Here is a 19,310-nt window from a genome sequence, read left to right as displayed (position 1 = left end):
AATATGGAATAAGAAACATTTTACTAAGGAGGATTACAATGATTAAAGGTCTTTACGAAGCCCATTTACCTGTCCATAGCTTAAAAGTATCTATTCCTTTTTACGAATCACTAGGCCTAACATTATATAAAAGAGGAGACAATATTGCTTTCTTTTGGATTACAGAAAATAAAAGTTGGCTCGGCCTTTGGGAAGGGGCAGAATATAAAGTTCATTATCACCCCTCTTTACGACATATCGCCTTTCAAGTTAGCTTACATGATTTAGAAAATGCGATATATTGGCTAAATCAAAAAGGAATTTCAGCACGAAAAGACTTTGGGATGGAGCCAATTGAACCGATTGTTTTTCCAGAATTAGCACACGCCTCCGTATACTTTAACGATCCTGATGGAAATAGTTTAGAGTTGATCGCACAATTACCTGTTGGACTTCCTACAGAGGAAAAAGTGTATTTAAGCAAATGGAAAAAACAAGTTCAAGCATCATCATTACATAAGGATTAATCTATTTATGTCAGTTTCTTATTCCACACTTCTTAAAACAAATAAAAACTTCAATAAACTATTTTATGGGCAAACATTCAGTGTACTTGGGGATTGGTTTCATACGGTAGCTTTATTAACATTTGTCTACAGCATAACGGAATCGCCGTTTATGATCGCACTTACTTTTATAAGTAAAGGGTTACCAGCGCTTCTTCTTAGTCCTTTCATTGGCGGAGTTGTAGATCGTTTTTCTAAAAAAATATTTTGATTTCCACCGATATTACACGGGGAATTCTAGTCCTTACATACTTACTCGCAGGCTATAAAATTGAGATTATTTTCATTGCTAATATATGTTTATCTGTACTTTCTTGTTTATTTGAGCCGGCTAAACAAGCAACTTTAAAAAATATCGTACACCAAAACCATTTCGTAACTGCTAACTCTCTTTCTAGTACAATTACTGGTTTTATGTCTATTATAGGTGCTTCTTTGGGCTGGATACTTGCACAATCTTTACATATTGAGTTCGCTTTTTTAGTAAATAGCCTATCATACTTTATTTCAGCTTATTTTATTTATACTATGAGTATCCTTACTCATAATACTTGTAACAAGAAAAAAGCATTTTTCACTGATATAAAAGATGGTTATACATACATATTACAAACAAAAATCATTTTAACATTAATTCTTGTCGGCATTTCATGGGGCATTATTGGCGGCGCTTATCAACTACTTCTAACGATCTATGCCGAGAGAATTTTCCACACTAACATTGGAATTTTATATACAGTTCAAGGCACTGGGCTTATGATTGGAAGCCTCCTCGTTAATCTTTATATGTCTCATAATAAAGAAAAAATGAAAAAAGTATTCGGTTGGGCCTACTTATTACAAGGAATTTTCTTTCTCGGATTCATTCTATCCGATCAACTTATTATCGGTATCATTACTTTATTCTGTATGCGCATAGCAGGAGGAATCATCGTTCCACTTGATACGACATTACTTCAAACTTACACACACGAAAATATGATGGGTAAAGTTTTTTCATTCCATTATTCCATTTACGGATCTCTTATTCAGTTATCGATGTTTTTTACAGGAGAGCTGTTAGAAATTCTTTCTCCTCAAATGATTGGCAGTTTATTAGCTATATGTTGTATTTTTGTAAGTTTTATATGGCTGTTCTTGTTTTATCGCGGGGATCTCAGTGAATAATTTAATGATAATCAATAAATTTTGATCCCATTCATTATTTGTTTCCCCATAATAAAATTGTTTAAAAATGTAAGTCGGATTTTTTAGTTAAAGAGCCTTATATGGCAACACTATTTGAGAAAAAACTAGATATTTATGTTAAAATATAAACAAGTTTGTGAAATATTGCACTTAAATAATAGACTTTAACTAGTTAAACTGAATTAAATAGGAGGGCTGTTTTGGGTATCACATTCATTTTCGTATGTATTATATTAGTGGCTTCTATTCTGCAAGCAAGTACAGGTTTTGGCTTTTCCATAATGGCAACCCCTTTCTTACTTATGTTATTTCTACCACAAGAAGCTATACAAATAAACATTATTTTATCTTTAATTATCTCCATTTCACTCATTTGGAAAATAAGAATGGACGTTGATTTTGTTCTACTGAAAAGGTTTATTTTTGGGAGTATAGTTGGTGTTCCTTTTGGCATTTTAATCTTCATTTCCGTTAACATAAACATTTTTAAATTAGCAGTTAGCATCCTACTCTTACTATTAACATTATTGCTAATATGCAACGTTAAGGTTAGATCAACACAATCTAGAGATTTCATAGTTGGCGGATTATCTGGTCTTTTAACGACCAGTATCGGTATGCCAGGTCCTCCCCTATTACTTTATTTTACAGGAACTAATACTGAAAAAAAGAAGTTAAGAGCAACTACATTAGCTTTTTATCTGTTTATATATTTCATTAGTCTAGTAACCCAAATACTCTTTACTGGCACAAACAAAACCATTTGGGAATCAAGTTTTTATGCCATTCCAATTGTCTTTTTAGGTTTGTTTATAGGACAAATTATTTTTAAATGGATTAATCAACGGATTTTCAAAATATTTACGTACATTCTTTTAAGTTGTACAGGGGGGTATCTTCTTATTGAAAGTTTGAACTTGTTATAGAAGGTGCTTTAAATCGTACAATAACAGATATGTTCAAACGAAATTATTGCTCTATTTTCCGGCGGGGTATTCCATATCAAAACTTAAATGACCTTATTGGCAGTTTACAATTAGCAATCATCGTTCTTTCATAAGACCAATATTTCAAATCAAAATACTAAATAAAGTGGAACTTTAATCAGTGGGGGTTTTGTTCATCCCCACCTAACTTCTTTGCTTCCCCTGAATTTTGAGATGGGGTTCTTACTGCCCGGAAAATAGCGTGATAAAACGATAAAAAGCGGCTATTATGCCGCTTTTTACATTAAATATTTTATAAAACAAAGACCTGCACTTACTATCACAAATATATTAAAAAATAAGAAAAACCCTTTTTCAAAATCTGTATACTTTTCTACTTTTACTCCGCGCTTTTTTAACTCCATAACTATCATTGCAACTTCACGTGCATACTTAATACTTCCAAATTGTATATGAGTGTTATTATATTTAATCTCAAAGACATTTTTCATTTTTTTATGTTGCGAAATGGATTGTATATCCTCTATTGGCATGCTATGTTCATGTGTCTTTTTAAAATAACAATCTAATCCTTTCATAATCACTCTTTTATTTGTTAAAACGAGATAATAATAGAAAGTAGCTCCTACGTAATATATATTTGGTATGACTTTATTATTTGTCATATACCCTTCGTCTAATAACAGTTCCTTCTTAATTTCTTCATCAACTTGTAATTCACTTCGAATTGACTCTTCTAACATTTGTAAAGTTAATTTTTTTAGTAACTCTCCATTTCTTACATAATACTTATCTATATTGATAGACTCATTTGCTTCTTTCTCTAAACGTGTAATTTCTTCCTCTGAATATTGGAGCTCATTTAACATCGATAATAATCTTTTATCCATATTACACACTCCCTTTCCACAGTTTTTGAAGTTTTTTCTTCCCACGAGAAATTCGATTGTATATATAATCCGCCGTTACTTTTAATTCTTTCGCAATATCGTCAATGGAATATCCATCAATATACCTCTTTAAAAAAATATATCGATCTTTCTTATTTAAATCTTGAACTATTTCCATAATCTCTTCTTCTTGTTCTATTTCGTACCTATCATGTACACCTGTATCTATTTCTACGTCTTTATCGATTTTATTCTCTTTATATACTTTCTTTTTATATTCCAATGCCTTCAATTTAGTAATACCAATCATCCAAGATTTTAAGTTTCCCTTTTCTGTATCAAATTGATCGATATTAAACCAAATGACAGTAAATACATCGTTATAACAATCATCCACATATTGTTTTTCAATAGGGGTACTTAATGATTTATGAATAATGTACAAAATTAATTTTCCATATTGATCAATCACTTCTTTCAAAGCATCTTGATCATGTTTTTTCATAGCTATAATTAAATCCTTTTCAGAATTGAAAATCATAAGCCTCTTCCTTCCTCAGTTCCCCTTTAGCAGCTGCTTTTACTTACTATTGGCATTTTATTCTCATTTTCTATCACTTTTGTAAAAAATTATTAATTTTTATTTCTATGTATATGATAACAAACAAAATACCTAAGATCAGAAAGAATAGACAACTTTCTGGCCTTAGGTATTTCTCCTTCAAAAAAAGGCAAACCCGCATCACAGGTTTGCCTCTTTACTCACTTCTTATTTAATCCTTTTTCACTTAAAAACTCTTTCATATGCATTCTTTTTTCTTTAGACATAAACGAACTCATTGATTCCGTCCATGTTACGCTTTTCTTGTTTGATGATCTTTCTTTGTAATACGAGTTCATCGTTTCATCATATTCATTTAATAATTCATCATATTTCTTTTCATCATATCCATTTTCATGAAGAACTGCTGCTACTGGTAAACGTGGTTTAACTCCATGTTCTTCATCTGGTACACCGACTGTCATTCCGAATACAGGGTATACTTTATCCGGTAAATGAAGCAATTCGCTCACTTCTCTCGGATTATTACGAATTCCACCAATATAGCAAATTCCGTATCCTAATGACTCTGCTGCTAACGCTAAGTTTTGCGCAAAAAGTGAAGCATCTACCGTCGCAACGATAAAGTCTTCCACTCCTTCATGCTTTATTTCTGTACCATGTTTTTCACATGCCATTTCAAGTCGTTTTAAATCTGCACAACAAACAAAAAATGCTGCGCAGTCTTTCACATGGCGATTTCCGGATAGCTCTGCTAGTTTAGCCTTTAGGTCTTGATCTGTTACATATATAACAGAATACGCCTGTACAAAATGTGATGAAGCCGCATGTTGCGCAGCGTGCACCATCTTTTCTACTACATCTTTCGGAATTGCTTCTTCTTTATATTTACGAACTGAAACGTGTTGCTCTATCTTATGTATTATCTCATTCATGAAAATCACTCCTTTTTCTCTTCATAATGAAAAATTAACACATCTTTTTTAATATTCACAACTTATAAGCACAAAAAGAGCAATTCTTTTTTTGAATTGCTCTTTTTTTAAAACGTCTATGAATACGATAAATGAAATTTTTCATTGTCTTATTACGCCGTTTTCAACACTTTAATACCTTTTACGATATTCCAAATGAAATAGTAAATTCCTACAAGAATGAACACTGCATATGTGATAATCATTCCAATTCCAGCACCGTCAGATTGATTAAAACCTAAACCGTACATGCCTGATACTGCTAGTCCTCCAAATAAGATTGCGTATGGGAAAACATGTGACCAAAATGCTTTTTTCGCGTGATATTTCACTTCATCTTCTGCAACAAAGTACACGATAATTGGTAGTAAAAATGGTGCAAAAAAGATACTAAAGTAACATAACGAAGATAAAATATTATTTCCTTTCATCCGATTCACCTCTAAATAGTTTTTGTTACCTTCATTATGTCAGGAAACCATTCTAGAAACTATCGCTTTACCTTTCACTAACGTGACATATTTGTAAGATTTTCCTCAAATTAAATCCCGTCTGAATTTTCAGGCGGGATCACTTTCACTATATTCGATTCATAAACCAATACTGTGTAATTGCTAAATATTCTCGTACATTCGATGGAATGATGATTGGTTTCGGTGTTTTTGCCGGAAGACCTTCTAATTGTAAACCTTGTTTGGCCGCTATTTTTTTCGCTCTAAACATATGAAAATCGTTTGTTACGATCATACCTTTTTTCATATCGGCTGGAATTAACGGTTTTGAGAATGTAATATTCTCATCTGTACTCGTAGATTTGTCCTCCATTATAATACGGTCTTCTGCGATGTTTTGTTTTATTAGTCCTTGTTTCATTGCTAATGCTTCTGAAATGTCTTCACCTTTTCCTTGTCCTCCAGATACAATAGCGATTGTTTTCTCATGTGATTTTAAATATTCAGCTGCTTTATCAATACGATATTGCAATGAATAAGATGGTTTCGTTCCATTTACTTTCGATCCTAGTACAATTATGTACTCAGCATCGTCACTTGCATTCATATGTCCATGCTTATAAATGTGATATTGTAAAAACCCCGCATATACGGCGCAAATCATTATAACAACTAAAATGCACTTTATTATTCTCTTCTTTCTCATACTCATATACTCCTATTTTCTTTTACTTCCTTCATGATAATATCCATTTATTTGTTTGTATACAGACAAATTCCAATAAACCCTAATTTATCCTCTGAAAGGTAATATTTATATTACTTTCGGGAATAGTAAGTACAACTTTACACGAAGGAGTGTCTCTATTGCTTCTCTTTTTATGTAACGTGTCGTTCTTTTTCATCTTATTTTTACTATCGCTTAAGTTACTCGGTAAATCCGCGTTAGCACAACTAACTCCTCATGATTTTGGGGCTATAATTTTTTTATCTTATTTAGCTTTCCAGGCCATCCCCGTCTCTGGTGCTTTACAAGCATTTCTCGGTATGGTTGTTATTACATGTTTACATTTACTCCTTACAAAATTAAGCCTATTCAACAAACTAAATCGTTTTATTCTCGGACACCCTATCATTTTAATTAAACATGGTGATATTATTTTTGAGAACTTACAAAAAAGTAGATATCCCATTGCCGAACTACTTTCTAATCTTCGCGTTGCAGGATATCCGAGTGTTCATGAAATTGAATACGCCATTTTAGAAGCGAACGGAGCTATTAGTATTTTACCAAAAAGAGAACTTGTACCATTAACTCCAAAAGATTTAAACATAGATGTTAAGTATGCTGGATTACCAATTGCACTTATCGTCGATTCACAAATTCAATACGATAACTTAAAGTTAATCCATAAAGATGAAAAATGGTTATATAAAGAATTAAAAGAAAAAGGAATTACAAATATTAAAAACGTTGCTTTCGCTTCTGTTCAAGAAACGGATGGATCTTTTGCGATTAGTTTAAAGGAATAAAAAAATCCCCTTAATTGCTTAAGGGGATTTTCTTCATCATATCGCTTCTTTCTCTCCTGCCATATTTAATGGAACAGGATGTTTCATACGATTCATCGTAAATACGATAATTGCTGTCATTACTTCAGCAACTGGCATAACGAGCCAAATTCCGTTTATCCCAAATAATTTCGGCATAATCCATAACAATGGAATGATAAATAGTAATCCTCGGCTCATTATAATAAGTACTGATTTCTTCGTTTGTCGCACTGATTGGAAGTACTCTCCATACACAATGTTATAACCTAAAAATACGTATTGGATAAAGAATAAACTAATACCTGTTAAGGTTAACTCCAATAATTCTGGAGATTGAACATCAAATAAACCAATGATATATTTCCCGAAGAATAATCCGACAATTATCGCAACGCCTCCGAGGACAACTGCAATTTTCACAGCAAACTTCAATCCTTCACGAAGTCTCTCTGATAAATTTGCCCCGTAATGGAAACTAGCAATTGGTTGCAATGCTGCTCCAACACCGAAGAATAATAGTAATGTCATTGCATGAATACTATTCACCATCGCATAGGAAGCTACTCCTACTTCTCCTGCATATTGAACAAATGCGATATTAAAACCAATCGTTACGATTGCAACTGTGCTTTCTGCTGTAAAACTTGGGAAACCAATCACCATAATTTGTTTGACAGTATCCCATTCAAAATGGAATTTCGTCCATTTTAAAATGCTACTTTTTCTAAAGAAATGAGTTAATAATACAAGGAAACCAATCGCTGCTGAAAGAATAGTCGCTGAAGCAGCACCTGTTACGCCCCATCCAAAGATAAAAATAAAGATATAGTCAAACAGTATATTTAATACAGCTGTTACAACAAGACCAGCCATTGCTAAATTAGGATTTCCATCATTTCGTATAAATGTACTTAAAATATTTTCTAAAACGTATATCATTCCAAATGTTAGTAATACGTGTAAATAGTCTAACGCATATGGTAAAATCACTTCATTTGCACCAAATAAGTACGCTAAATCTTCTATTCTCCATAAACAAATAGCCGCTAAAACACCTACGATAACAACTGCTACCGTCATGGATTGAGTAAAAATAGACCTTGCTCTTTCTCGTTTATTTTCACCTAATGCAATAGAATATAACGTTGCCCCGCCCATCCCGATCCATAATGAAATAGAGAAGAAAATCGAAAACGCTGGAATAGCCACGTTTACTCCTGCTAAACCGTTCGCCCCAACTCCTCTACTAATCATAATCGCGTCAATTACAATATTCACTGACATTAATACCATTCCTAGAACGGCTGGTATTAAATAAGAAATAAATAAACTTTTAACTGGTTTTTCTCTTAATTTTTCTGTTGCTTCCATACTATTATGCTCCTTTTTCAACGCTCTGTTCACAGTTTAAACCTTCAAGTAACTTGAAGGTCAAGAGAGAATTAAAAAAATAGGAAATTTAATTATCGGAATTGATGCAGGTTTGTAATTAATAGAAGTCCTACACTCTATTTTTTCATTACTGGAATTTGAATTTCTGTTACTTGCTCCTCTGGATTTTCTGTTACAGACCAATCAATTAATCCAATCTCAATCGAATCTCCACTTATTTCGTATCCTTCTTGATCAATGTATTCCATTAATTTCTTATATGTTTCACCTGTTTCTTCATATGATCCATGATGATAAGCGCACGCAAACATACCAGCTTTAATTGAATCTGAACTATGTACTTGATAAGGCATATAATCCAAAAGAATAAATACGCTGCTATATGCTTGAAACTCCTTTTGCATGAATGCTTTTTTGGAAATTGTCACACCTATATCTCCTGAAAATAGACTATCATCCATTTGCTTCATATTTTTTTGAAGCGAATGGATATAATAATCAAACATATCATCTGTCGTATTCGGCGCCACTGCAATCGCTGTTATTTTTCTTTTTGGTATTTTTTTAATAAGTATTCGATCGGTTTCCGCTTTCGTCGCCTTCTTTATTAAATGAATTCTATGTTCCATTTTTGCTAAAGCATATTCAATTTCTCTTTGTTTCTTCAGCATCATTTCTTGTTGTTTTTCCAGTAAATTGAGTGCGTATGTTGGATTTCTTTCATCAATATATTTCTTAATTTCCTTTAACGGAATATTTAACCGGCGTAAAAATTTAATCGTATCTAACAGTGAAAATTGATCGATTGTATAATAACGATAATTCGTTTGAGGATCAACAATGGACGGATGAAAAATTCCTTTTTCATCATAATACCTCAATGTAGATTCTGCGATATTATGCATTTTTGCCATTTCTCCAATTGTAAAGCGTTTATCTAATAACATGTTTCCTTCTCCAATTCATTAAAAATATTGCCTTATTTCTTCTTATTATATAGCCATTCCCTTCATACCTAAATCAAATTCCATCATGAAAATCTGCTATTTTTTCATTGATTTTTAATAAATTTTATTATATATTAATTACAGGTTCAAATTACGAGTTCAAAAGAACTTGTAATCAGACCCTTTTGTTTAATGGGTTTTACATATTTTCATTAGGTAAATTCCGAGAAATCGTATGATAAAACTAAAAATGATGAGGAGAGGATCAGATGGAATTCGAATTTTTCTTTCAAATTGCACTTATTTTATTAAGTACAAAGCTTGCTGGTGATCTTAGTGTTAGATTAGGTCAACCTTCTGTATTAGGTAAATTAATTGTCGGTATCGTTATCGGTCCAGCTGTATTAGGTTGGATTGAAAATTCAGAGCTTCTAACTCAATTAAGTAATGTCGGGGTTATTCTTTTAATGTTTATGGCTGGACTTGAAACAGACTTAGAAGAATTAAATGCAAATCGTAATTCTTCTTTAGCCGTTGCACTCGGAGGTATCATTCTTCCATTCGTAGGTGGTTACGTTTCCGGTCTTGTTATGGGAATGGAACAAGGAAACGCTGTATTCTTAGGATTACTTCTATGTGCGACAAGTGTTAGTATTTCCGTACAAACACTTCGTGATTTAGGTAAAATGAAAACACGTGAAAGTACGACGATGCTTGGAGCCGCTGTATTTGATGACATTCTTGTTGTTATTTTATTAGCATTTGCAATGAGCTTCTTAGGTACTGATGATGTTAACTTAACAATGGTTATCTTGAAGAAAGTTGTATTCTTCGCTTCTATTATTTTAATCGGATGGAAAGGTGTTCCTGCGATTATGCGCTGGTTATCACCACTACGCGTATCTGAGTCTATCGTGAGCGCGGCTCTTATCATCTGTTTCTCATTCGCATATTTCGGCGAATTATTAGGAATTGCTGGTATTATCGGTGCTTTCGCAGCTGGTATTGCTATTTCTCAAACGAACTACAAACATGAAGTAGAAAAGAAAGTAGAACCAATCGCTTACGCTATGTTCGTTCCCGTGTTCTTCGTAAGTATCGGTATGAATATTACATTTGACGGTATTGGCAATCAAATTTGGTTCATCTTAGCATTAACTATTATCGCTGTATTAACGAAATTAATCGGTTGTGGTGTTGGTGCACGCATGACTGGATTTGACGCTAAGTCTTCTGCAATTATCGGTGCTGGAATGGTTTCTCGTGGTGAAGTTGCACTTATCATCGCAGGAACAGGACTTTCTTCAGGTCTATTAGCGCAAGATTACTTTACAGCAATTGTTATTGTCGTTATTTTAACTACAATGATTACACCACCAATGTTAAAATACACTTTTGGTGCAAAAGATAAAGCAATGAAAGCAAGTAAATAAATTTCATATTAATAAAAGGAGATTGCTATCTTATAAGATAGCAATCTCCTTTTTATTTTATCTTTAAACAATCCCGTTCTTTTTTAACCATTTTTCAAAAATAATTCGTACTTCATTATCATCAATATCATTCTCAAATGAATACACCATAATGCCATAATCATCTATATATTTACCTAGCTTCATTCCCTCCACTTTCTTATAAAAATCGTCTGCCTCATAGTGCGGAATATAAGCATCCCAAACTGGTTCATTTATTCTTTTGTACGCCGTCACTTCTAAATCATATCCGTCTTCATAATATCAGATGTGATAATGTTTGTTAGGATCATATTTCTCCATTAAAAGTCCCCTCCTACTAAACAAAAGCGAGCCTTATATTACAGCTCGCTCCTCTCTCTATTTATTAAATACGTTCCATCGCCGTCTTCAACGTTCCAACAACAAAGGCAATTTCTTCACTTGAAATAACAAGAGGCGGTGCTAGTGTTAAAACGTTATTATATCCTGCCGTTGTCATACCGTTGCGTCCGATAATTAATCCCTTTTCTTTACAAGCATTTACGACACTTGCTATTTTATCATTATCAATTGGCTCTTTCGTCTCTTTATCATTTACTAATTCGATTCCAACTAATAGACCTTTCCCTCTAATATTCCCAACAAGTGGATGTTCCCCAATTTCATCTTTTAGTTGCTCTAATAAAAGGGAACCCATTTGTGCAGATCGCTCAATTAAATTTTCATTCTCCATAATCTCTAAATTTTTAAGTGCTAATGCACAAGCTGCTGGATTTCCACCAAATGTATTAATATGGCGGAAGAATTCATATTCTCCTTTACCTTTAAAAGCCTCATATATTTCTTTTTTCACAGCTGTTGCAGATAATGGTAAATATGCGCTCGTAATACCTTTTGCCATTGTAATAATATCAGGCTTTACATCATAATTCATAAATCCAAATGCTTTTCCTGTACGCCCAAAACCGCAAATCACTTCATCACTAATAAGCAAGGCACCGTGTTTTTGACACGTCTCATGAACAGCTTTCATATAGTCTTGTGGTGGCATTAATATGCCCCCGCCTGTAATAATAGGTTCCATAATAAAAGCAGCAATTGTTTCACTTAATTCCCACGTCATAACACGATTGACTTCTTTTACACATTCTACATCATAAATATGCTGCCCTTCAATTTCAGGCATACGGTAACAATCCGGTGGTGTTACATGTAAAAAACCTGAAGCAAACGGTTCATATTGATATCTACGCTGCGCTTGTCCCGTCGCTGCCATTGTCGCCATTGTATTCCCGTGATACCCGCGATAACGTGACATAAATTTATAACGATGTGGTTCACCTTTTTGAGCATAGTATTGTCTTGCTATTTTAAAAGCTGTTTCGTTCGCTTCTGATCCACTATTTGAGAAGAAAATAACATACTCTCCACCAAGCCACTCGTTTAACTTTTCAGCAAGCTTTATAGCTGGCTCATGTGATTGTGACATTGGAAAATATGATAATGTTTGTAATTGCTTATAAGCCGCTTCTGCAAGCTCTTTTCTTCCATATCCACTATTTACGCACCAAAGGCCACTCATACCATCTAAATATCTTTTTCCTTGTATATCTTCAACCCAGCATCCTTCAGCTTTTGCCCCTACCATTGTGCTATTTGGACTAAAGGGACGCATTCCGTGCCAAACATATTGCTCATCTTTTGCTAATAATTCATCAGTTTGCTTCGTTTTCATCATTAATTCCACCTTCCATAACAACTTATTTTTCACAAAAGCTGCGCTGGTGCCATGATGACTTAAATTTCTCCCTGCTATTTTCATTCCACAAAATTAAGACAAATCCTACTTACAAATCAGTAATATTTACAAGAAAATGACAAAAGAAAAAAGAGCTTTTCTTATCTATCGAAAAGCTCCTCTTTTATTTAATGTGAAGACGCATCGCTAATGCCATGACCAGTATTAGATTTCACGAGAATTTCATCAAATTTCGCTGCATCTTCTTTCTTACTAGATAAAACCGTTCCTAAATATGCTGCAAGAAATCCGAGTGGAATTGAAATAATTCCTGGTGTCGTATATGGGAATAACGCTTCCCCAACAAAAATAGCTTTTCCAGCTACAGGATTCCAAACATTCGGACTCAACGCTACGAGAACAATTGCTGATACGAGACCTACAATCATACCCGAAATAGCACCCGTTGTATTAAAACGCTTCCAATATATTGTAAATAAAATTACTGGTAGATTTGCACTCGCTGCAACTGCAAATGCTAATGATACTAAAAATGCTACGTTTAATGTTTGGGCAAATAATGCAAGTATGATAGATAGTATCGCTACTCCAATAGATGCATAACGAGCCATAGATACTTGCTCTTTTTCCGTTGATTTTCCTTTACGAATGATTTCATTATAAAAATCATGAGCGAATGCTGATGCTGCTGTTAATACAAGACCTGCCACTACAGCCAAAATCGTTGCAAAAGCAATTGCTGATACGAAAGCAAATAAGAAGTCCCCACCTAACGCTTTAGCTAATAAAGGTGCTGCCATATTACCCGCTGGATTCGCTTTAATAATTGCCTCATTTCCTACAAACGCTGCTGCTCCAAACCCTAAGAAAATCGTCATAATATAAAACGCACCAATTAACCACGTCGCATATACAACAGATTGACGTGCTGTTTTTGCATCACGTACTGTAAAAAAGCGGACAAGTATATGTGGTAATCCCGCTGTACCGAGAACTAGTCCTAAATTTAAAGAAAGTGTATCAAGGCCAACTTTATACTTTACTCCTGGATTTAAAAACGAATCTTTTAATGGCGTAGCTGTTTTCATTTGTGCAAACATTTCAGTCACACTAAAATTAAACTTTGCGAAAACGATAACAGAAATAATAAACGTACCAGCCATTAGTAGTACCGCTTTAACAATTTGTACCCAGCTTGTTGCTGTCATCCCTCCAAAAATAACATACACCGTCATAAGTGTTCCAACGATTAATACAGATGTCGTATATTCAATCCCTAATAATAATTTAATAAGTGCACCCGCGCCAACTAATTGTGCAATCATATAAAAGATAGAAATCGTCATCGTATTAAGAGCTGCAACTCCCCGAACTTTTTTCGCATCAAAGCGTGCTGCAATCATATCCGCCAAAGTATACTTCCCTAAATTTCTAAGCGGTTCTGCAACAAGATATAGTACAACTAAATAAGCAACTAAAAAACCGATACTATAAAAGAATCCATCAAACCCAGTTAATGCGATTGCTCCGGCTATACCAAGAAATGAAGCAGCAGACATGTAATCTCCAGCGATGGCCAGACCATTTTGCCAACCAGTTAATCCCCCTCCAGCCGTATAAAATTCACTCGCATTTTTCGTTTTTTTCGATGCAAAATATGTTATGACGAGCGTACCAAGAACAATAATTAAAAATAGTGCAAATGCAGTAGTATTCAAGTTCAGCCCCTCCTTTTTTGCATATCTTGCAGAATTTTTTGGGAGATTTCATCAAATGATTCTGCTTTTTTGCTATAAATCATACATAGTGCCCATGTCATGATAAATTGGGAAAAAGCAAATACCCACGCCCATGTAACGTCACCAAATGCAGGTGTATTAAGCACCTTTGAATACGACGTTAAAATAGGCAGTGCAATAAAAAAACTAAAAAAGAAAATACTCATTGGAACGATAAACTTCTTTTTCGTATTTAATAACAATTGAAATTCTTCCGACTGAACGACCTCTGTATAATTCACTTCATTTTGCAACTTACGTGCTGACGTATCATCTCGTTTCATTAACCGATCCCCTCTCTTACTTGAAATACACTTCCTCCTTGTATACCTAAAGACTAAATTTTATAAATATTCAGAAACTTATACTTATTTTAGACAATCCATGCATTCATGCAAAGATTTTTCGATAGACATTTTTCGGCAATTTCTCCTAAATTTTTAATATACTTTTTCAAAATAAAGTGACACCTTACTTATTTTTTCCTCATTAAGACAAAAGCAGTGCTTAACGCACTACTTTTGTCTTTTTTTCCTTTTCTAAATTACGAGCTGTTTCGCTTAACTCAACATCTTTTCCGTCTTTAAGTGTTCCAAATATAAAATCGAATACTGGATTTGAAACACCGAACCAAAACTTTTCGTTTTTATAATGGTGTAATATATGTTGTTTTTTTAGCCATCTTCCAAACTTAGTGACGGGACGAATCGGTCTATGGGCAATATAATGTTTCCATTCGTAAACGAGCAGCATGATAATCATTCCGATTCCAAATGAAAGTGTAATAGTAACACTTTTTGTAATACCATATGCTATAAGCAAATAAATAGTAAAACTAGGTATACTAAACCATACAGGTAAAAACAAAAGTTTTAAATCATCTGGATATACGTGGTGATCATAATGTAATCTTCTTAACATTTTTAATAGAAATGTGTTTTTAGGCGGCTTAATATGGAATAAAAAACGATGTGTCATGTATTCATTAAGTGTATAGAAAACAATCCCAAACATACATGCTAACATGTCAAACCACGTGAAAAATTGCATTTTTAAAATAATAATGAAAATAAATAGAATGCTATACATAATAACGATATCATGTTGTAAAAAGAACTCTTTCCCCACTTTCTTCATCTTGTTTCCCCCTTTTCCAAAAAAACAGCCGCAACATATCGTTACGACTATTTCTTTTCTATTCTTATTCTATTCATTTTACAAATTTGCCTGCTGTTCTATTGTCGAGAAAAAATTGTTCGGTCCAAATATATTTTGCTTCGGAATAATATGTTCCACCGCAAACACTGTTACTTCTCCTCTTTGCACTTCTCCAATAATGAGACCAAATATTTCATGATTTACTGCAAACGTCGGTTGCTTTGTTTGTAGCAATCTTGCAGCATTATGAAATACCGCTTCATATAGTGGATTTCTATCAGTAATTTCTCTTCGGACTTTTGGCGCTAACGTAATTATAATTTCTTTTCCGTCAATAGTGGTTCGATACATAAAAATCTCCCCTTCAATCTTATGTGAACAACTGTAAAGCTTTGTATGCAAAATGTATAGAGTACCCTACTAAAATAATACCTGCTCCGGCTGTTATATAGCCAAGCGCTTTTGGTTTTAATAAAGTTCTTCCAAAATGTACAGAAAAAGCAATATTTAAATTCCATAAAATAATACCGGCAATAATGCAAAGACTGTACAAAAAAGCTTCTTGTTTCGTTACCTTCGTAAGTAATGAGCTAAGTGTACTTCCGTATATACCAAACCAAAAAACAAGATTTAATGGATTGGATATCGCAATTAAAAATCCTGCCATAAACGATTGCTTAAGGCCACCTACCTCTTCTTTTTTATATTCCATATTCGAGTGGAAAATTCCTTGTTTTACACTTTGAAATCCTAAATAAAATAACAAGAAAAAACCCGTGCAATACATGAACGCTTGTACATATGTATACATAAACACAGAAGATAAACCGAAATAAATGAGAAGCATAAATAAAACATCTGCAGTCATTCCACCAATTCCAACAACCCAAGCATGCCAAAACCCACGTTCAATTCCTCGTTTTAACATTTCAATATTAATCGGCCCTACTGGCGCAGCTAATGAAATACCTAATACGATTTGCTGTATAATTGCTCCAAACATCGCTCTATCCTTTCTTCTCTTTTTACTACTAGTTAATGATGTAATTTTAAAAAATAGACTAGCTTTCATAATAAAATACCCTTTTTTATCCAAAATATACAAAAGAGCCATCCAGATGATGGCTCTTATTTTTCTATCCTATGAAGAAAAGGACATTTCCCTTTTATTAGCTCTACATCGTCTCCTATGAAATATTGTTTCCATTCACGATGCTCTGGGTCACCGTAATGACTAATGTTAGGATGTTTCGGCAATTGATCCCACTTTTCAACTCGCTCACGGACCATTTGTCTTGAATATGCTCCTTTAGGACGATCTCCCTCTAATCCATCAAAAATAGTGCGTGGCTGAAACCCAATAACGAGAGAATTCCCTAAATGTCTAGTTTTTCGTTGTTTATAAGCTGGCGCATTTCCAAATGCAAATATTGGCTCACCACCAAATGAAAATTCCCATAAATAATGGTCTGGATCTTCAGGAATTTGCTTTGGCCATGCTTGATTATCGTTTTCATGTAAATACTGTAGCACTTTCCAAAAGGAATCACGGTAATATTCGAGTGATTGTTCTTCACATTCCGGTTCTACAAAAAGGAAAAAGCCCCTTCTTACAATCGGCCTCTCTTTCATTAACTCTAAAAAAGATAACATTGTATGTGGTAAATGACTCCAATTATTATGAGAAAGAAATGAATAGCGAAGTTCATTCTTTTTCAAAGCTGTTAAACCGAAATAACATGGAAAAGTTGGTTCTAACACGACACTTGAAAAAATCTCAAATTCTTTTGCAACCCAATCCGGTATGTCAGTTCTCGTTCTCATTTCTTCATTATCTAATAAGTAAGACTTATTCATTCTTTCACCTCATTATGTATAGCATTCAATTAAGAATATTACATACTCGGCCTGTCCTATACCTATTTAAAAATTCGACTGAAAAATTATTTAAAAATACAAAAAATAAAATCGCTTACTTGACTAAATTCTCCCAATTCGTGTATATTTAAATTAATCATTTAGCAGAATATTCAAGAATATAGCATTTTTAGTTTATATTATTTTTCAAATGAATTTCACTAAATGAAAATAGTAAACGCTTTTAGGAGGAATTATAACATGCAAGGAAAAGTAAAATGGTTTAACAACGAAAAAGGTTTTGGATTTATCGAAATGGAAGGCGCTGACGATGTATTCGTACATTTCTCTGCTATTCAAGGAGATGGCTACAAAGCTTTAGAAGAAGGTCAAGAAGTATCTTTCGACATTACTGAAGGTAACCGTGGACCTCAAGCTGCTAACGTAGTAAAACTTTAATCCAACATATAACAGGAGGTTACCTTACTTGGTAACCTCCTTTATTATTCCTTTGTATATTTCCGTTTTACAGAGCAAAAACTATGTGAAATGCGCAATATACAAAGGAGGCAGTAACAATGGGATCAGAAGTAAATGATTTTGAAGAAGTAAAATTCCGTGTAGAAACAGCACAAAAGATGGTAGGTTCTGCAACAATTTCAATGGATCCAGACACATTAGAGCATGCCACTACTGCAGTAGAAGCAGCTCGCTCACAGCTTGAAATTATGAAATCTGTTGCAGTAGATTTAGATGAACCATTTTTAATGAACGAGGAAAAGAAACTAAGCAAATGCGAGCAGCAATTAAACGAAGCAAAGCACTAAAAAAACATCCAGAGAATTTTCTCTGGATGTTTTTTTATGACAACTGTTCTCCATACTTTTTCAATGTTTCTCCAACTGTACATTGTCTTATACAAAATGAATGAGCATAATACTTACTATTTGTCTTTCGATTATGTTCTCGCAAGAAACATCCTTCACAGTATGTTTCTAATAAGTCATTTACCTCTGTAATGAGTTGCTTTTTATCCACCTTTGCACCTCTCTATTCGGTTATTTCTTTATGACTATCAATGACTGTCCCTTCTAATGCTTGCGTTGCTAATTGATGTGCTTCTTTATTTTGTTTTCTAGATATTGGTTCACATACAAGTTTTAATTTCATTTGCTTCGCCTTTTGTTCAATTTGATCTAAATAATGGTTTAAATGCTCATCATAACAAGGCCATTCTCCGGCTAATTGCTGCAATACAACTTGAGAATCGCCGCGAAGTGTAACTGCTTCATATTTAATCCCTAATTCCTCGAGTATATTCATACCGTATAATAGTGATGCATACTCCGCTTCATTATTATCATCTATACCTTCTATATATGCATTGCGGCGAATGCGGTAGTTTGTATTTCCTTTTTTATAATACACACATATACCAACGCCAGCTTCTTTCGTTTGCACATCATACCCCCCATCAAAATAAACGAGTATTTCTTGGGGCTCTTCCTCTACTTGCTTACTTAACTTTTTCATCTCTTTTAATGACCATTCTGCGTCCATTTCATCATAAAATGAAAATTCTTTTACTCTTCCTGTTTTCTCAAAATCCTCTGCAAATTGAAGTATTTCTTCTATGTTCATATACTCTGTTGTTAATTCCGTCTGCAATCCGCGCTTCGTTTTATACAACCAATGAATTTTATATTTCATACTACATTCCCCTTATGTAAGACTTCTTATATGTAGCCAGCTAATAAAAGCCTCACTTTATTTTATTATATTTTATCAAGAGTCAAAGAATTATATTCAATATTATCACATGCAAAAAGAGCTATCCCTATAGGAATAGCCCT

General features: G+C 33.6%; 22 protein-coding genes and 2 pseudogenes. 7 read left to right on the top strand and 17 right to left on the bottom strand.

What is annotated here, in order from left to right:
- Positions 1 to 38 precede the first annotated feature (38 nt).
- The 3 genes and pseudogenes from MR170_RS02945 to MR170_RS02935 all read left to right on the top strand — a co-directional run bounded on the left by MR170_RS02945 (position 39) and on the right by MR170_RS02935 (position 2,659).
- A complete protein-coding gene (locus tag MR170_RS02945) occupies positions 39 to 506 on the top strand; it encodes a VOC family protein (protein WP_088114210.1) in 468 nt (155 codons plus the stop codon).
- Between the two features lie 7 nt (positions 507 to 513).
- Positions 514 to 1,712: pseudogene (locus MR170_RS02940) on the top strand (MFS transporter).
- 221 nt (positions 1,713 to 1,933) lie between these two features.
- Positions 1,934 to 2,659, top strand: a complete 726-nt coding sequence (locus MR170_RS02935) for a sulfite exporter TauE/SafE family protein (RefSeq protein WP_016082197.1) — start codon at positions 1,934 to 1,936, stop codon at positions 2,657 to 2,659.
- A 299-nt stretch (positions 2,660 to 2,958) separates the two neighbouring features.
- Here MR170_RS02935 and MR170_RS02930 read toward each other — a convergent pair whose 3' ends face one another.
- The 5 genes from MR170_RS02930 to MR170_RS02910 form a co-directional block, all read right to left on the bottom strand.
- Positions 2,959 to 3,570, bottom strand: coding sequence for a PH domain-containing protein (locus MR170_RS02930; RefSeq protein WP_242307145.1), 612 nt, complete (start codon positions 3,568 to 3,570; stop codon positions 2,959 to 2,961).
- Between the two features lies 1 nt (position 3,571).
- Positions 3,572 to 4,111, bottom strand: a complete 540-nt coding sequence (locus MR170_RS02925) for a sigma-70 family RNA polymerase sigma factor (protein ID WP_242307144.1) — start codon at positions 4,109 to 4,111, stop codon at positions 3,572 to 3,574.
- A gap of 221 nt (positions 4,112 to 4,332) precedes the next feature.
- Positions 4,333 to 5,067, bottom strand: coding sequence for an oxygen-insensitive NADPH nitroreductase (nfsA, locus tag MR170_RS02920; protein ID WP_016082200.1), 735 nt, complete (start codon positions 5,065 to 5,067; stop codon positions 4,333 to 4,335).
- 152 nt (positions 5,068 to 5,219) lie between these two features.
- On the bottom strand, positions 5,220 to 5,537 hold the full coding sequence (locus MR170_RS02915; protein ID WP_000678056.1) for a magnetosome magnetite crystal formation protein family: 318 nt from the start codon (positions 5,535 to 5,537) through the stop codon (positions 5,220 to 5,222).
- A gap of 148 nt (positions 5,538 to 5,685) precedes the next feature.
- Positions 5,686 to 6,264, bottom strand: a complete 579-nt coding sequence (locus tag MR170_RS02910; RefSeq protein WP_016082201.1) for a YdcF family protein — start codon at positions 6,262 to 6,264, stop codon at positions 5,686 to 5,688.
- Positions 6,265 to 6,425: 161 nt separating this feature from the next.
- Between MR170_RS02910 and MR170_RS02905 the strand changes: the two genes are divergently transcribed.
- Positions 6,426 to 7,091, top strand: a complete 666-nt coding sequence (locus MR170_RS02905; protein WP_000923922.1) for a DUF421 domain-containing protein — start codon at positions 6,426 to 6,428, stop codon at positions 7,089 to 7,091.
- A 36-nt stretch (positions 7,092 to 7,127) separates the two neighbouring features.
- Here MR170_RS02905 and MR170_RS02900 read toward each other — a convergent pair whose 3' ends face one another.
- Positions 7,128 to 8,483 carry an MATE family efflux transporter gene (locus MR170_RS02900; RefSeq protein ID WP_053564855.1) on the bottom strand — a complete coding sequence of 452 codons (1,356 nt, stop codon included), beginning with the start codon at positions 8,481 to 8,483 and terminating at the stop codon, positions 7,128 to 7,130.
- Positions 8,484 to 8,620: 137 nt separating this feature from the next.
- Positions 8,621 to 9,451, bottom strand: coding sequence for a MerR family transcriptional regulator (locus tag MR170_RS02895; protein WP_242307142.1), 831 nt, complete (start codon positions 9,449 to 9,451; stop codon positions 8,621 to 8,623).
- 269 nt (positions 9,452 to 9,720) lie between these two features.
- On the opposite strand from MR170_RS02895, the gene MR170_RS02890 reads away from it, so the two are divergent.
- Positions 9,721 to 10,884 (top strand): cation:proton antiporter, encoded by a 1,164-nt coding sequence (locus MR170_RS02890; protein ID WP_029441888.1) that lies wholly within the window; start codon positions 9,721 to 9,723, stop codon positions 10,882 to 10,884.
- A gap of 63 nt (positions 10,885 to 10,947) precedes the next feature.
- On the opposite strand, the pseudogene MR170_RS02885 reads toward MR170_RS02890, so the two are convergent.
- The 8 genes and pseudogenes from MR170_RS02885 to MR170_RS02850 all read right to left on the bottom strand — a co-directional run bounded on the left by MR170_RS02885 (position 10,948) and on the right by MR170_RS02850 (position 17,457).
- Positions 10,948 to 11,226: pseudogene (locus MR170_RS02885) on the bottom strand (DUF3986 family protein).
- A 64-nt stretch (positions 11,227 to 11,290) separates the two neighbouring features.
- Positions 11,291 to 12,640 carry an aspartate aminotransferase family protein gene (locus tag MR170_RS02880; RefSeq protein ID WP_153218322.1) on the bottom strand — a complete coding sequence of 450 codons (1,350 nt, stop codon included), beginning with the start codon at positions 12,638 to 12,640 and terminating at the stop codon, positions 11,291 to 11,293.
- A 191-nt stretch (positions 12,641 to 12,831) separates the two neighbouring features.
- The gene (locus MR170_RS02875; protein ID WP_016082206.1) at positions 12,832 to 14,382 is read right to left on the bottom strand and encodes a solute symporter family protein; all 1,551 of its coding nucleotides are present in this window, start codon (positions 14,380 to 14,382) and stop codon (positions 12,832 to 12,834) included.
- Between the two features lie 2 nt (positions 14,383 to 14,384).
- Positions 14,385 to 14,726 carry a DUF485 domain-containing protein gene (locus MR170_RS02870; protein WP_048565245.1) on the bottom strand — a complete coding sequence of 114 codons (342 nt, stop codon included), beginning with the start codon at positions 14,724 to 14,726 and terminating at the stop codon, positions 14,385 to 14,387.
- Positions 14,727 to 14,949: 223 nt separating this feature from the next.
- Positions 14,950 to 15,579, bottom strand: a complete 630-nt coding sequence (locus MR170_RS02865; protein WP_242307139.1) for a sterol desaturase family protein — start codon at positions 15,577 to 15,579, stop codon at positions 14,950 to 14,952.
- A gap of 78 nt (positions 15,580 to 15,657) precedes the next feature.
- Positions 15,658 to 15,951, bottom strand: coding sequence for a hypothetical protein (locus tag MR170_RS02860; RefSeq protein ID WP_016082208.1), 294 nt, complete (start codon positions 15,949 to 15,951; stop codon positions 15,658 to 15,660).
- A 19-nt stretch (positions 15,952 to 15,970) separates the two neighbouring features.
- On the bottom strand, positions 15,971 to 16,714 hold the full coding sequence (locus MR170_RS02855; protein WP_016082209.1) for a LysE family transporter: 744 nt from the start codon (positions 16,712 to 16,714) through the stop codon (positions 15,971 to 15,973).
- A gap of 14 nt (positions 16,715 to 16,728) precedes the next feature.
- The gene (locus tag MR170_RS02850) at positions 16,729 to 17,457 is read right to left on the bottom strand and encodes a YqcI/YcgG family protein (protein ID WP_242307138.1); all 729 of its coding nucleotides are present in this window, start codon (positions 17,455 to 17,457) and stop codon (positions 16,729 to 16,731) included.
- 261 nt (positions 17,458 to 17,718) lie between these two features.
- On the opposite strand from MR170_RS02850, the gene cspB reads away from it, so the two are divergent.
- A complete protein-coding gene (gene cspB / locus MR170_RS02845) occupies positions 17,719 to 17,916 on the top strand; it encodes a cold shock-like protein CspB (protein ID WP_001161731.1) in 198 nt (65 codons plus the stop codon).
- A gap of 119 nt (positions 17,917 to 18,035) precedes the next feature.
- A complete protein-coding gene (locus tag MR170_RS02840) occupies positions 18,036 to 18,284 on the top strand; it encodes a DUF2564 family protein (protein WP_000534400.1) in 249 nt (82 codons plus the stop codon).
- A gap of 34 nt (positions 18,285 to 18,318) precedes the next feature.
- Here MR170_RS02840 and MR170_RS02835 read toward each other — a convergent pair whose 3' ends face one another.
- Complete coding sequence (locus tag MR170_RS02835) at positions 18,319 to 18,495, bottom strand: zinc-finger domain-containing protein (protein ID WP_000358801.1); 177 nt, start codon at positions 18,493 to 18,495, stop codon at positions 18,319 to 18,321.
- A 12-nt stretch (positions 18,496 to 18,507) separates the two neighbouring features.
- Positions 18,508 to 19,167 carry a ribonuclease H family protein gene (locus MR170_RS02830; RefSeq protein WP_000875544.1) on the bottom strand — a complete coding sequence of 220 codons (660 nt, stop codon included), beginning with the start codon at positions 19,165 to 19,167 and terminating at the stop codon, positions 18,508 to 18,510.
- Between the last annotated feature and the right edge of the window lie 143 nt (positions 19,168 to 19,310).

This window comes from Bacillus cereus group sp. BfR-BA-01524 (assembly GCF_022662595.1).
GTDB lineage: Bacteria > Bacillota > Bacilli > Bacillales > Bacillaceae_G > Bacillus_A > Bacillus_A thuringiensis_S.
This window is presented reverse-complemented; position numbering and strand designations above follow the sequence as displayed.

Coding starts and splice junctions, on each gene's coding strand:
- MR170_RS02945 (WP_088114210.1), top strand. CDS start 39: ATGATTAAAGGTCTTTACGAAGCCCATTTACCTGTCCATAGCTTAAAA.
- MR170_RS02930 (WP_242307145.1), bottom strand. CDS start 3,570: ATGGATAAAAGATTATTATCGATGTTAAATGAGCTCCAATATTCAGAG.
- MR170_RS02925 (WP_242307144.1), bottom strand. CDS start 4,111: ATGATTTTCAATTCTGAAAAGGATTTAATTATAGCTATGAAAAAACAT.
- nfsA (WP_016082200.1), bottom strand. CDS start 5,067: ATGAATGAGATAATACATAAGATAGAGCAACACGTTTCAGTTCGTAAA.
- MR170_RS02915 (WP_000678056.1), bottom strand. CDS start 5,537: ATGAAAGGAAATAATATTTTATCTTCGTTATGTTACTTTAGTATCTTT.
- MR170_RS02910 (WP_016082201.1), bottom strand. CDS start 6,264: ATGAGAAAGAAGAGAATAATAAAGTGCATTTTAGTTGTTATAATGATT.
- MR170_RS02900 (WP_053564855.1), bottom strand. CDS start 8,483: ATGGAAGCAACAGAAAAATTAAGAGAAAAACCAGTTAAAAGTTTATTT.
- MR170_RS02895 (WP_242307142.1), bottom strand. CDS start 9,451: ATGTTATTAGATAAACGCTTTACAATTGGAGAAATGGCAAAAATGCAT.
- MR170_RS02890 (WP_029441888.1), top strand. CDS start 9,721: ATGGAATTCGAATTTTTCTTTCAAATTGCACTTATTTTATTAAGTACA.
- MR170_RS02880 (WP_153218322.1), bottom strand. CDS start 12,640: ATGAAAACGAAGCAAACTGATGAATTATTAGCAAAAGATGAGCAATAT.
- MR170_RS02870 (WP_048565245.1), bottom strand. CDS start 14,726: ATGAAACGAGATGATACGTCAGCACGTAAGTTGCAAAATGAAGTGAAT.
- MR170_RS02865 (WP_242307139.1), bottom strand. CDS start 15,579: ATGAAGAAAGTGGGGAAAGAGTTCTTTTTACAACATGATATCGTTATT.
- MR170_RS02860 (WP_016082208.1), bottom strand. CDS start 15,951: ATGTATCGAACCACTATTGACGGAAAAGAAATTATAATTACGTTAGCG.
- MR170_RS02855 (WP_016082209.1), bottom strand. CDS start 16,714: ATGGCTCTTTTGTATATTTTGGATAAAAAAGGGTATTTTATTATGAAA.
- MR170_RS02850 (WP_242307138.1), bottom strand. CDS start 17,457: ATGAATAAGTCTTACTTATTAGATAATGAAGAAATGAGAACGAGAACT.
- cspB (WP_001161731.1), top strand. CDS start 17,719: ATGCAAGGAAAAGTAAAATGGTTTAACAACGAAAAAGGTTTTGGATTT.
- MR170_RS02840 (WP_000534400.1), top strand. CDS start 18,036: ATGGGATCAGAAGTAAATGATTTTGAAGAAGTAAAATTCCGTGTAGAA.
- MR170_RS02830 (WP_000875544.1), bottom strand. CDS start 19,167: ATGAAATATAAAATTCATTGGTTGTATAAAACGAAGCGCGGATTGCAG.